Here is a 12307-nt window from a genome sequence, read left to right on the forward strand (position 1 = left end):
CTTTCCTAGAAGACCGGGATGTAGAAGAGGGCGGCCAGCGCGACCGCGATCACGCCGAGGAGCACCGGGGAGCGGTACCAGGCGGCGTCCCCGGCGAGCACGTCACCCTTCAGGTCGACGCCGCCCAAGCCGTACACCAGCCCGCGCAGTTCCTCGTCGCGCTTCGGGGCGGTGAGCGGGGTGATGATCGCCGCGACCACCACCGCCGTGACGAACGCGAGACCGGCGCCCCAGAAGCTCTCCTCCAGGTCCGAGTTGAAGTGGATCACTCCACCCTTGTAGAGCAGGTAGAGGCTGAGCGACACCAGAGTGCCCAGCAGCAGCGACCAGAAGCCGGCCAACGCGGTCATCCGCTTCCAGAACATGCCGATGATGAACGTGGCGAACAGCGGCGCGTTGAAGACGGAGAAGAGCGCCTGGATGTAGTTCATGATGTTGCTGAACCCGGCCGCGATGAACGCGGTGCCGATGCCGATCACCACGGCGGCGACCGTCGCCCACCGGCCGACCCGCAGGTAGTACTCGTCCGAACGGTCCCGACGGATGTACGCCTGCCAGATGTCGTAGGTGAAGACGGTGTTGAATCCGCTCACGTTGGCCGCCATGCCGGCCATGAACGAGGCGAGCAGGCCGGTGACCGCGACCCCGAGCACGCCGTTGGGGAGCAGGTCGCGCATCAGCAGCGGGATGGCGTTGTTGTACTGCAGGTCGCCGCTCTCCGCGCCGAGCCCCTTCACCGTGACCAGAGCCACCAGGCCGGGGATCACCGTGACCAGGGGGATGAACAGCTTCGGGTACGCGGCGATGATCGGCGTACGCCGGGCGGCGCTCATGTTCTTCGCCGAGAGGGCCCGTTGCACCTCGGCGAAGTTCGTCGTCCAGTAGCCGAACGACAGCACGAAGCCGAGGCCGAAGACGATGCCGATCCAGTGCGCGCCCAGCGGGTTGGCCGTGCTGCCGGTGTCCTGCCACGCGTGCAGCCCCGCCTCACCGAGCTTGGAGTCACCGACCGCGTCCATCAGGCCGTTCCACCCGCCGACCTTGACCAGGCCGATCACGGTGACCGGGATGAGGCCGGCGAGGATGACGAAGAACTGGAGCACCTCGTTGTAGATCGCCCCGGACAGACCGCCGATGGTGATGTACGCCAGCACGATCGCCGCGCCGACCACGATCGCCGTCCAGAGCGGCCAGCCGAGCAGCGCCTGCATGACCAGGGCCAGCGCGTAGAGGTTCACCCCGGCGATCAGCACCTGGGCGACGGCGAAGCTGAGCGCGTTCAGCAGGTGGGTGGGGCGGTTGAACCGCAACCGCAGGTACTCCGGGACGCTGCGGACCTTCGAGCCGTAGTAGAAGGGCATCATCACGATGCCCAGGAAGACCATCGCCGGCACCGCGCCGATCCAGTAGTAGTGGACCGTCATCACGCCGTACTGGGCGCCGTTCGCCGCCATGCCGATGATCTCCAGCGCGCCCAGGTTCGCCGAGACGAAGGCGAGACCGGTCACCCAGGCCGGGAGGGACCGACCGGAGAGGAAGAAGTCGACGCTGGTCCGGATCGCCCGGCGGGCGGCGAAGCCGACGCCGAGGACGGTCACGAAGTACAGGGCGAGGATCAAGTAGTCCAGCCCGTTCATGTTCAGCCGAAGGCCGTCGCCGTCCATGCCGTCACCCCTCGTCCCGACCTCCGCGCCGATTGACCGCGCGGCCTATTACCCCGGGCGCGCGGATTCACACCCGGTGGACGGATCTGGCGAGTTACGGCGTGAACGGGCGCTCTGGGAACACGGGGGCGCCCCGGCCCGGATCCGGCCGAGGCGCCCCCGTTGGTCGTCTGGATCAGCGGCCCAGTACGCGGTCCAGGAAGTCCCGGTAGTTGCGCACCGCCACCCGCAGTTGTTCGGTGTCGGCCGAGCCGGCGTCCTGCCACCCGCCCAGCGTGGTCTTCTGCGCGGCCAGCGCCGAGGAGAGAGCCTGGATGGCCTCCTCCACCAGCGCCTGCGCCTCGCCGGCCGCCGCGTGCGGGTCGTCGACGAAACGCAACTGCACGTCGCGCCAGCGGTCCCGGAAGCCCTGGGCGGTGTCCGTGTCCAACAGCGTGGCCGCCGCGGTCGCGACTGTCGACCCGGCGGGGCGCGACGTCCCGGCGGATTCCAGTGAGGTGCCGTTGTCCTCGGTGTGGACCGTTTCGCCGTCCGCGTCGGGGTCGACCATCTCCGGTGTCGCACTGCCGTAGCCGGCCGCGTCCGCGTCGGCCCGCGCGTCGTCGACGTCGGTGTGGCGGCGGTGCAACTCGGCGGTCGGGTCGGCGCGCAGACCCTCCCGCTCGCCGTCCTCGGCGCCGTCGCCGGGCTGGGCCGTCCGCTCCGCGCGGGGATCCGGCTGGTCCTGGGGGCGCGGGCTGGCCAGCGCGGACGCGGCCACCGCGTCGGCCACCGTGGTCGCGCCGAACGTCGTCGGCAGCGGCCCCGGCTCGTGGAACTCTTCCGCGTCGCCGGGCTGGCCGTCGCGCCGGTGGCGTGGATCCCGTCCGTCGCCGGCCAGATCGTCAGCGGCGTCCCGTTCGGCACCGTTCGTCCGCTGCGCGTCGGTGGTCCGGTCGCCGTCGGTGGTCGGGTCGTGGTCGGTGGTCCGGTCGTCGAAGGTGCCCCGCTCGTCGAGGGCGTCCTCCGGGACGTCGGAGCGGCCGTCCCGAGCACCGGCCGGGGGTACCGGCACGGGCGCGGAGCGAACCGCCTCCGGGTGGTCGTTGCTCACCTGCTGCTCTTCCTGGCGCATCGGTGGCCTCCTCAGCGGCTTGTGGCGTCGTGGTCCGGGTGGTGGCGCTGTTCGGGCGTACGGTGGCCGAGCGGCTCCTCGCCGAGCAGATCGGCGAAGAGTGCCCGGTAGTGCACGACCGCCTGCCGAAGCTCCTCGGTGCTCGCCTCGCCCCGGGTGTTGCGCAGGTGGATGTCGTGCGCGTCCCGGTAGTTGGTCAGTGTGCGCGCGTGCTCGACGGAGAGGTGCGCGATCTGGTCGGAGAAGTCCCCGGTCGGGTAGCCCCGCTCCTCGATGAGCCGGGTGACCAGTTCGTCGGCGTCGCCGACCGTCTCGCCGGGCGAGTCGATGAAGCGGACCTGGAGTTCCTCCCAGGCGGCGCTGTAGCGGGCCCGGGACTCCGGGCTGAGCGGGGTGAGTGAGAGCTCGGCGTGTCGGCGTTCCCGATCGCGCAGTTCGCGCTCCGCGGCGGACCGGCTGTCCTGCTCGGCCACCACCCGGTCGTACTCCGGTCCGAAACGGTCGCGCAACGCGCGGCGGCGGCCCAGCGACCGGACGGCCACGGCCAGCGCCGCGACGACCACCAGCACGACGAGCACGATGACGATTACCTGAGTGGGCGACATGGGCTCCTCCTTCGTCATCTGGTATTCCCTCCGCACACTGATCGCCAATCCCGATCCGGGACACTTTCCTGACGAGGGACGCAGCTCGCCCCCTCCCGAGGAGGGACGCCCCGCCGCGCCGCTGAAACTTGACTGGTTCCAGAAAAGGCGCTTTGGTGGGGTGATGCACCCACCGGCCAGCAAGCCGACCCTGACCACCCGGCAGGGCCACCCCGTGCACAACAACCAGCAGCAGCGGACGGTCGGCTCGCGAGGGCCCGCGACGCTGGAGAACTACCACTTCCTGGAGAAGATCAGCCACTTCGACCGGGAGCGGATCCCCGAGCGGGTCGTGCACGCGCGTGGTTTCGTCGCGCACGGCGAGTTCGAGGCGTACGGGACCATCGGTGACGAGCCGGCAGCGACCTACACCCGGGCCAAGCTGTTCCAGACCAGAGGCAAGAAGACCCCGGTCACCGTCCGCTTCTCCACGGTCATCGGCGGACGGGACTCCTCCGAGGCCGCCCGCGACCCGCGCGGTTTCGCCGTCAAGTTCCGCACCGAGGACGGCAACTGGGACCTGGTCGGCAACAACCTGCCGGTCTTCTTCATCCGGGACGCGGTCAAGTTCCCCGACGTCATCCACGCGCTGAAGCCGGACCCGGTGACCTTCCGCCAGGAACCGAACCGCATCTTCGACCTCATGTCCAACACCCCCGAGTCGATGCACATGCTGACCTGGCTGTTCAGCCCGCGTGGCATCCCCGCCAACTACCGCACCCAGGACGGCTTCGGCGTCAACACGTACCGGATGGTCAACGCCGCCGGCGAGGGCGTGCTGGTCAAGTACCACTGGACGTCGCAGCAGGGCATCGAGTCGCTGACCGAGGAGCAGGCCGCCGCCATCCAGGCGTACGAGATGGGGCACGCCTCCAAGGACCTCTACGAGGCGATCGAGCGGGGCGAGCACCCGCGGTGGGAGCTGAACGTCCAGATCATGAGCGACGAGGAGCACCCGGAGCTGAACTTCGACCCCCTGGACGACACCAAGACCTGGCCGGAGGGCGCCTTTCCCCTGCGCCCGGTCGGCATGATGACGTTGCGCCGCAACATCGGCAACTTCCACAACGAGAACGAGCAGATCGCGTTCGGCACCGGCGTCCTGGTCGACGGGCTGGACTTCTCCGACGACAAGATGCTGGTCGGGCGCACGTTCTCCTACTCGGACACGCAGCGCTACCGGGTCGGCCCGAACTACCTCCAGTTGCCGATCAACGCGCCCCGGGAGGACGTCCAGGTCAACACCAACCAGGACGGCGGCCCGATGGCGTACGCAGTGGACGGTCGGGGCGGCAACCCGCACATCAACTTCGAGCCGTCCTCGGTGGCCGGTCTCCAACAGGCCGACGAGTCGTACCGGGAGTACCGCCCGTTCGTCTCGGGTCGGGTCATGCGGGCGCCGATCGAGCGGCAGAACAACTACGGCCAGGCCGGTGAGCGCTTCCGGACCATGCCGCAGTGGGAACGCGACGACCTGGTGAAGAACCTGACCAACCTGTTGGCTCAGTGCGACAAACAGGTCCAGGAGAAGATGGTCTGGCACCTCAGCCAGTGCGACGACGCCTACGGCCGGAGGGTCGCCGAAGGGCTGGGCATCGCCGACAACGCCTGATCCGGTCCGCAGCACGACGACGCCCCGCCGGCCCGCAGCGGGGCGTTCGCCGCTGCCCGGTCGGCCGTATCTCGGAGCGTCGATGTCGGTGCGACGGGCGGTAGTGCAAAGGCCCTCGATTACGTATCCTGCCCAAGGCGCCCGCGCCGGTGCCCGGCTTCGACGCCGGGCAACGCAGCCGGCCGGCGCGTTGCCCGGCGGTGCCGGCGCCCCTCCTGCCACCCCTGCACGGGCGAGGTCTGATGAGAACCCGCGACTGGCCGATCCGCTCCAAGCTGACCGCACTGGTCGTCGCGCCGGTGACCGCGCTGCTGGCCCTGTGGATCTTCGCTACGACGTTGACCTTCGGTCCCGCGCTGAACCTGCTCTCCGCCCGCACGCTGCTGTACGACCTGGGTCGTCCCGGCGAAGCGGTGGTCACCGAGCTGCAACGCGAACGCCGGCTGTCGGTGGTGCAGCTCGCCGGGACCACCGAACTGCCGGCGCTGACCGAGCAGCGTCAGCGCACCGATCGGGCGATCGCCGAGCTGCGCCGCCGGGTCGACGGGGAGGCGCTGCGTGACGCCGCCGACGACCTGTTGGAGGACCGGGTCGATCGGCTGGTCACCGCCCTGTCGGCGCTGCCGACCGGGCGCGGCTTCATCGACGGCCGCTTGATGGACCGCACCGGCGTGGTCGGGCTCTACAGCGGGATGGTCTCCGCGGCCTTCCAGGCGTTCTCCGCGCTCGCGAACCTGAGCGATCCCGCCATCAACAGGCAGGCTCTGGCGCTCACCGCGTTGGGCCGGTCCCGAGAGCTGCTCGGACAGACCGACGCCCTGCTGGCCGGGGTGCTGACCACCGGCCGGTTCGCCGCGGGTGAGCACGCCCAGCTCGTACAGATGATCGGCAACCAGCGGTGGCTCACCGACAGCGCGGTGGCCGACCTGCCCGAGACGGGGCGCGCGGCATACCAGCGGCTGAGCGAGAGTCCGGACTTCACCAGCGTGCGCGCCATGCAGGACGCGTTGATCGGGGCCAACAGGTCTGGTCGACCGCCGGTGGACGCGGCGAGTTGGCAGGCCGGTCACGACGCGGTCCAACAGCAGCTCCGCGACTTCGAGCTGGACGAGGCCGACAACCTCGCCGACCGCTCGGTGCCGATGGCGGTCGGGATCCTGGCCCGGCTGGCCGCGGCCGGGGTGCTCGGGCTCGTCGCCGTGGTGGTCTCGGTGCTGGTGGCGTTGCGGGTCGGTCGCACGCTGGTCCGGCGGCTCAGCAGCGTCCGCACCGCCGCGCTCGACCTGGCCGAGCACCGTCTGCCGGACGTGGTGGCCCGGCTGCGCCGTGGTGAGCAGGTGGACGTCGCCCGGGAGGCGCCACCCCTGGAGTACGGCCACGACGAGATCGGCGAGGTCGGGCGCGCCTTCACCGAGGTGCAGCGCACCGCCGTCCAGGCCGCGGTGGACGAGGTCACCCTGCGTCGCGGGCTCAACGAGGTCTTCCTCAACATCGCCCGGCGCAGTCAGGGCCTGGTCCATCGCCAGCTGCACCTGCTGGACCGGATGGAGCGCCGCGCGGAGGACCCGGACGAGTTGGCCCAGCTGTTCCAGGTCGACCACCTGGCGACCCGACTCCGTCGGCACGCCGAGGACCTGGTCATCCTCGCCGGCTCCGCGCCCGGCCGCGGTTGGCGGAACCCGGTGGCGATGGTCGACCTGATCCGCGGCGCGATCTCCGAGGTCGAGGCGTACGACCGGGTGGACATCGCCGCCGTGCAACCGGCCGGAGTGCTGGGCCGGGCGGTCGGCGACATCATCCACCTGCTCGCCGAGCTGGTCGAGAACGCCACCGCCTTCTCCCCGCCGGACACCCGCGTCACTGTCGTCGGGGAACAGGTGGCCAACGGGTACGCCCTGGAGATCACCGATCAGGGGCTGGGCATGTCCGTCGCGGCGCTGGAGACCGCCAACACCCGGCTGGCCAGCTCACCGGAGTTCGACCCGGCGCAGAGCGCACGCCTCGGTCTGTTCGTGGTGGCCCGGCTCGCGGCCCGGCACAACGTCCGGGTGCGGCTGCGCCCCTCCGGCGACGGCGGGGTGACCGCCGTGGTGCTGATCCCCAACGACCTCATCACCACTGAACCGCCCGCCGGCCCCGACCGTGCCACGCTGGACGCCGCCTCGGCCGACGCCGGCCGACGGGTGGCTCGCCCGGCACGACGGGACACCGTGCCCCGCGCCCGCACCCGCCCACCAGCTGCCCTGTCCGCTGTCGCGGCTCCGTCGGCTGTCGGGGCTCCGCCGGCTTCGGCCGCTGTCGCCGCGCGTCCGGCGTCCGGGGCCGGAGTGTCGACCTCGGACACGTCGCCTGCGAACGGGCGCGGTGGAGCCGGGTCGACGACGCCCGGCGAGACGGTCGACGACGACCTGGACGGCCTTCCGCGCCGGGTACGACGCCGCACTCCCACCGCGCAACCCCGGTCGACAGTCACGGACACGCCGTCACCCCGGTCCCCGGAGGAGGTCCGCCGAGTGATGGCCGCCCTCCAGGCCGGCACCGCGCGCGGACGGGCCACCGTGATCACTCCGACGGCGCCGGTCACTCCGGCGGCGCCGGTCACCCCTACGGCGCCGGCGGCACCGGCAGGTCCCGCGAGCCCGGCTGCGCCAGCTGATCCCCAGCCCGCCCCCGAACACCCGACCGCGACTGAGAGGGACGCCTAGTGCAGCATTCGACGAAGCAGAGCGCCGGCCTCGACTGGCTGCTCGACGAACTGGTGCAGCGGGTTCCGGCCGCCCGGGAGGCGGTGGTGCTCTCCGCCGACGGCCTGCTCCTCGGCTGCTCGGCCGAGTTGGAGCGTTCCGACGCCGAGCACCTGTGTGCACTCGCCGCTGGTTTCTCCAGCCTGGCCCGGGGCGCCAGCCGGCACGTGGACGGCGGTCCGGTCCGACAGACCGTGGTGGAGATGGAGTCCGCGTACCTCTTCGTCACCGCCGCCGGCCAGGGTGCCTGCCTGGCGGTGGTCAGCGACGCCGACGCGGACATCGGGCTGGTCGCGTACGAGATGGCGATGCTCGTCATCCGGGTGGGGGAGAGCCTCTCCGCGCCGGCCCGATCGTCGGCGGGAGCCGGTGATGCGGACTGAGCCGCCCGGGCCGCAGCACGAGTGGCTGGACGGCGATGCCGGACCGGTAGTGCGCCCGTACACCCTCACCAGGGGGCGGGTACGCTCCGCCGTCGACGGTTTCAACCTGGTCGCGTTCGTGCTGGCCGGATCGGACGTCGACGCGGCGAGTCACCCGCACCTGCTTCCGGAGCATCGACGGCTGGTCGCGTTGTCCCGCCGGCCGGTGTCGGTGGCCGAGTTGGCAGCCGAGCTGGACCTCGCTGTCGGTGTGGTCCGCGTCCTGCTCGGTGATCTCCTGGCCGAGGGCCTGGTAGCGGTGCACGAGCCGCCGGCCGCCGGCATCCTTCCCAACGACGACATTCTCAAGGCGGTGGTCAGTGGACTCCGTGCGCTATGACCATATGGGCACCAGCACCACCATCCCGCTGGCCCTGAAGATCCTCATCGCGGGAGGCTTCGGAGCTGGCAAGACGACGTTGGTGAGCGCCCTGAGCGAGGTCCGTCCGTTGCAGACCGAGGAGGTGTTGACCGACGCCGGGATCGGCACCGACGACATCTCCGGAGTGGAGGGCAAGTCGACCACCACGGTGGCGATGGACTTCGGCCGGATCACCATCAACGACGACCTTCAGGTGTATCTGTTCGGCACCCCGGGTCAGGACCGGTTCTGGTTCCTCTGGGACGAGTTGGCCTTCGGGGCCCTCGGCGCGGTGGTGCTCGCCGACACCCGGCGGCTGGCCGACTGCTTCCCCTCCATCGACTACTTCGAGCAGCGGGGCATCCCGTTCGTGGTGGGCGTGAACTGCTTCGACGACTCGCGACGCTTCAACCTGGAGACCGTACGCCGAGCCCTCGACCTGGACCCGGACGTGCCGATGGTGCTCTGCGACGCCCGGGACCGGCAGTCCGGGAAGATGGTGTTGATCTCACTGGTGGAGCACGTGGCCCGGCAACGCGGGGAGCCGGTGCCGACGGCCTGAGAACCGGGCCGGAAAGCCGGTTAACGGCACGGCTTCGCGGGCAGCCTCTGGTTGGATCAGTGGAGGACGCCAGCGGAGGAGTCGGACGTGAGTGGTCAGGATGAGGTTGTCCACATCGGGGGCTACACCGCGCAGAGCGGTGGCCGGGGCAGCGGCATCGTCGCGGCACGCCGCGACCCGACGACCGGGGCGCTGACCCCGCTCGGCACGGTCGCGGTCACCGCGTCGCCGTCCTTCCTGGCACGGCACCCCACCCAACCGGTGCTCTACGCGGTCAACGAGGTGACGGACGGCGAGATCAGCGCCTGGCGGATCGGGTCGGAGGGGGCGCTGGCCCCGCTCGGCAGTCGGTCCACCGGTGGCGCCGAGCCGTGCCACCTGGCGGTGCTTCCCGACGGCGGCCACCTGCTGGCGGCCAACTACGGCAGCGGCAGCGTCGCGGTCTTCCCGCTGGACGCGCAGGGCGTGCCGGGCGAGCGCACCGACCTGGTGGTGCACGAGGGGCGCGGCCCCGACCCGGATCGTCAGGAGCACGCCCACGCCCACATGGTCTCCCCGGGTGCGGGTCGTGGGCCGATCTTCGCGGTCGACCTCGGCACCGACTCGGTCTACCGCTACGACCTGGACGACGCGACGGGACGGCTGGTGCCCCGCGCGCCGCGGATCCGCACGGCGGCTGGCACCGGGCCCCGGCACCTCGCCCGCCACGCGGACGGACGGCGCTGCTTCCTCGTCGGTGAGCTGGACGCCTCGGTCACCGCGTACGAGCTGACCGACGACGGCGCGTTGCACCAGCACGGTCGGGTCGAGGCGAGCGGGCGGTCCGGTCATGTCCAGCCGTCGGAGGTCGCGGTCTCCCCGGACGGGCGCTTCCTCTATGTCGGCAATCGCGGGGTGGGGACGGTTGCGGTCTTCGCCCTGGCCGGGGCCCTGCCCGAGTTGGTGGCCGAGGTGGACACCGGTGGTGAGTGGCCCCGGCACTTCGCGCTGATCGGGGAGCACCTCTATGTCGCTGACGAGCGGGCGGACATGGTGCGGGTCTTCCGGCGTGACGCCGACACCGGTGTTCCGGAGGCGGTCGGCGAGCCGGTGCCGGTGCCGAGCCCGACCTGTGTGCTGCCGTGAGCGACAGCGCCGCGATGTGAGGGCGGCACAGCTTCGGCAACGCCACGGGGCTGCTGCGTCACTCTGTGTTGCTAAAAAGTGGTGAACTGTTTCTCCTCCGTAACTTTAGTCCGAACGGATGTGGCAGAGAGGGCACCTTGTACGCAAGATGGTCACCGTGTCAGCAGGCCGCCATCGCATGCGTTCGAAACTCCACCTAGCAGCCGCCGCCGCGACGGCGGGTGTGCTCGTCGTGACGACGGGCGCGTGGTTCGGCTACCAGGAGTTGATCAAACCGAGCTGCTCAGGGGAGATCCGCCTCGCCGTGGCGGTCGCCTCCGAGCTCGCGCCAGCGGTGGACGCCGCCGCCTCCCAGTGGGTCAAGGACGGCGCGGCGGTCGGCCCGACCTGCATTCGGGTCGACGTCTCGGCATCCGACCCGGTCGACGTGGCTGCCGTGGTGGCGGCGAAGCACGGAGCGGTCCTGGCCGGCGTGGGGCAGGCCAGCGGCACCGCCGTCAGCCCCGACGTGTGGGTGCCCGACTCCTCGACCTGGCTGCTGCGGTTGAAGAAGGACGCCACGGCGTTCGCCCCGACCAACGGCGCGTCCATCGCGCGCAGCCCGATCGTCGTCGCGATGCCCGAGCCGATCGCCATGCGACTGGGCTGGCCGGACAAGAAGTTCAACTGGACCGACCTGCTCAAGCAGGTCAACAACTCCAGCGCGCCGCTGCGGACCGGGATCGTCGAGCCGACCCGCGACGCGGCGGGGCTGTCCGGGCTGCTCTCGCTGACCGCGGCGGCCAACGGCGCCGGCGGGGATGCCCAGCGCAACACCGTCGGCGCGCTTCGGGCGCTGGCCACCGGCCGCTCGTCGCTGCGCAACGACCTGCTGGCCCGTTTCCCGACCGCCAACGACGCGACGACCATCGCCAGCGGTCTCGGTGCGGCGGCCCTGTCCGAAGAAGACGTGATCGCGTACAACAGCAAGAAGCCGCCGGTGTCGCTCGCCGCGCTCTACATGGAGCCGGCGCCGATGCCGCTGGACTACCCGTACGCGGTGCTGCCCGGTATCGAGCCGAGCAAGGCGTCGGCCGCCCGGGTGCTGTTCGAGCTGCTCACCAGCCCTTCGTTCCGCGACCGGCTCGCGGCGCAGTCACTGCGCGGGCCGGACGGCAACTGGGGGGACGGCTTCAAGGCGCCACAGGGTGCCCCGAGCCCGTCCGGCGGTGCGCCCACCGCACCGGCGAACGGCGGTAGCGCGGCTGGCGGCCTGGACCCGGCCGCCATCCAGCGGGTCGTCTCCAGCTGGTCGATCGCCACCCAGTCCGGTCGGATGCTGGCCGTCATCGACGTGTCCGGCTCGATGAAGGACCCGGTGCCGAGCGCCAACAACCGGAGCCGGGAGGAGGTGACCGTGGACGCGGCACGCCGTGGCCTCGGCCTCTTCGACGACTCCTGGTCGATCGGCCTGTGGACCTTCTCCACGAAGCTGGTCGGCAGTCGGGACTACCGACAGTTGGTGCCCATCGGGCCGCTGTCCTCTCAACGGGCCCAGTTGGAGGGCGCGCTCGCCACCGTCAAGCCGTCCAGCGGTGACACCGGCCTCTACGACACCATGCTCGCCGCGTACCAGGCCGTGCAGGAGGACTGGCAGCCCGGCCGGGTCAACTCGATCGTGCTGTTCACCGACGGCAAGAACGAGGACGACGAGGGCGTCAACCAGCAGCAGTTGCTCGCCAAGCTCAAGCAGCTCGCCGACCCGGACCGGCCGGTCCAGGTCATCATGATCGGTATCGGCGAGGGCGTCAGCAAGGCCGAGCTGGAGTCGATCACGAAGGTGACCGGTGGCGACGTCTTCGTCACCAAGGACCCGAGCGAGATCGGCAGCATCTTCCTCAGCGCCATCGCCCGGCGCCCACCGGCACCGCGCTGATCCGACGCTCAGACGCCAAGGGGCCTGCCGTACCGGCAATCGGTGTGGCAGGCCCTTTTTGGCCGCCGGGTTGAAGAAAAGTGACGGCAATACGTCGGAAGCAATCGGCAGTCATAGTTGTCAAGGCAGGATGTCGACTGTTCC

General features: G+C 70.8%; 10 protein-coding genes. 7 read left to right on the top strand and 3 right to left on the bottom strand.

Annotation, left to right across the window (positions count from 1 at the left end):
• Positions 1-5: 5 nt before the first annotated feature.
• The 3 genes from GA0070612_RS11635 to GA0070612_RS11645 form a co-directional block, all read right to left on the bottom strand.
• Positions 6-1664: a sodium:solute symporter family protein gene (locus GA0070612_RS11635; RefSeq protein ID WP_088987920.1), complete on the bottom strand. Its 1659-nt coding sequence runs from the start codon at positions 1662-1664 to the stop codon at positions 6-8.
• A 175-nt stretch (positions 1665-1839) separates the two neighbouring features.
• Positions 1840-2778, bottom strand: a complete 939-nt coding sequence (locus GA0070612_RS11640; RefSeq protein WP_088987921.1) for a hypothetical protein — start codon at positions 2776-2778, stop codon at positions 1840-1842.
• 11 nt (positions 2779-2789) lie between these two features.
• Positions 2790-3383, bottom strand: coding sequence for a hypothetical protein (locus GA0070612_RS11645; protein WP_088987922.1), 594 nt, complete (start codon positions 3381-3383; stop codon positions 2790-2792).
• A gap of 163 nt (positions 3384-3546) precedes the next feature.
• Between GA0070612_RS11645 and GA0070612_RS11650 the strand changes: the two genes are divergently transcribed.
• The 7 genes from GA0070612_RS11650 to GA0070612_RS11680 all read left to right on the top strand — a co-directional run bounded on the left by GA0070612_RS11650 (position 3547) and on the right by GA0070612_RS11680 (position 12163).
• A complete protein-coding gene (locus tag GA0070612_RS11650) occupies positions 3547-5034 on the top strand; it encodes a catalase (protein WP_088987923.1) in 1488 nt (495 codons plus the stop codon).
• Between the two features lie 242 nt (positions 5035-5276).
• The gene (locus tag GA0070612_RS11655; protein WP_088991423.1) at positions 5277-7739 is read left to right on the top strand and encodes a sensor histidine kinase; all 2463 of its coding nucleotides are present in this window, start codon (positions 5277-5279) and stop codon (positions 7737-7739) included.
• Positions 7739-8161, top strand: coding sequence for a roadblock/LC7 domain-containing protein (locus tag GA0070612_RS11660; protein ID WP_088987924.1), 423 nt, complete (start codon positions 7739-7741; stop codon positions 8159-8161). Before GA0070612_RS11655 ends, GA0070612_RS11660 begins: the two co-directional genes overlap by 1 nt.
• The gene (locus tag GA0070612_RS11665; protein ID WP_088987925.1) at positions 8151-8540 is read left to right on the top strand and encodes a DUF742 domain-containing protein; all 390 of its coding nucleotides are present in this window, start codon (positions 8151-8153) and stop codon (positions 8538-8540) included. Before GA0070612_RS11660 ends, GA0070612_RS11665 begins: the two co-directional genes overlap by 11 nt.
• Positions 8521-9123 (top strand): GTP-binding protein, encoded by a 603-nt coding sequence (locus GA0070612_RS11670; RefSeq protein WP_408630543.1) that lies wholly within the window; start codon positions 8521-8523, stop codon positions 9121-9123. Before GA0070612_RS11665 ends, GA0070612_RS11670 begins: the two co-directional genes overlap by 20 nt.
• 87 nt (positions 9124-9210) lie before the next feature.
• A complete protein-coding gene (locus tag GA0070612_RS11675) occupies positions 9211-10248 on the top strand; it encodes a lactonase family protein (RefSeq protein WP_088987927.1) in 1038 nt (345 codons plus the stop codon).
• Between the two features lie 157 nt (positions 10249-10405).
• A complete protein-coding gene (locus GA0070612_RS11680) occupies positions 10406-12163 on the top strand; it encodes a substrate-binding domain-containing protein (protein WP_088991424.1) in 1758 nt (585 codons plus the stop codon).
• Positions 12164-12307: the final 144 nt, after the last annotated feature.

The organism is Micromonospora chokoriensis (genome assembly GCF_900091505.1).
Taxonomy (GTDB): Bacteria; Actinomycetota; Actinomycetes; order Mycobacteriales; family Micromonosporaceae; genus Micromonospora; species Micromonospora chokoriensis.

What these genes read in the sequence shown, in the direction of transcription:
- GA0070612_RS11645 (WP_088987922.1), bottom strand. Translation starts at nt 3,383, where the DNA reads ATGTCGCCCACTCAGGTAATCGTCATCGTGCTCGTCGTGCTGGTGGTC.
- GA0070612_RS11665 (WP_088987925.1), top strand. Translation starts at nt 8,151, where the DNA reads ATGCGGACTGAGCCGCCCGGGCCGCAGCACGAGTGGCTGGACGGCGAT.
- GA0070612_RS11650 (WP_088987923.1), top strand. Translation starts at nt 3,547, where the DNA reads ATGCACCCACCGGCCAGCAAGCCGACCCTGACCACCCGGCAGGGCCAC.
- GA0070612_RS11635 (WP_088987920.1), bottom strand. Translation starts at nt 1,664, where the DNA reads ATGGACGGCGACGGCCTTCGGCTGAACATGAACGGGCTGGACTACTTG.
- GA0070612_RS11640 (WP_088987921.1), bottom strand. Translation starts at nt 2,778, where the DNA reads ATGCGCCAGGAAGAGCAGCAGGTGAGCAACGACCACCCGGAGGCGGTT.
- GA0070612_RS11655 (WP_088991423.1), top strand. Translation starts at nt 5,277, where the DNA reads ATGAGAACCCGCGACTGGCCGATCCGCTCCAAGCTGACCGCACTGGTC.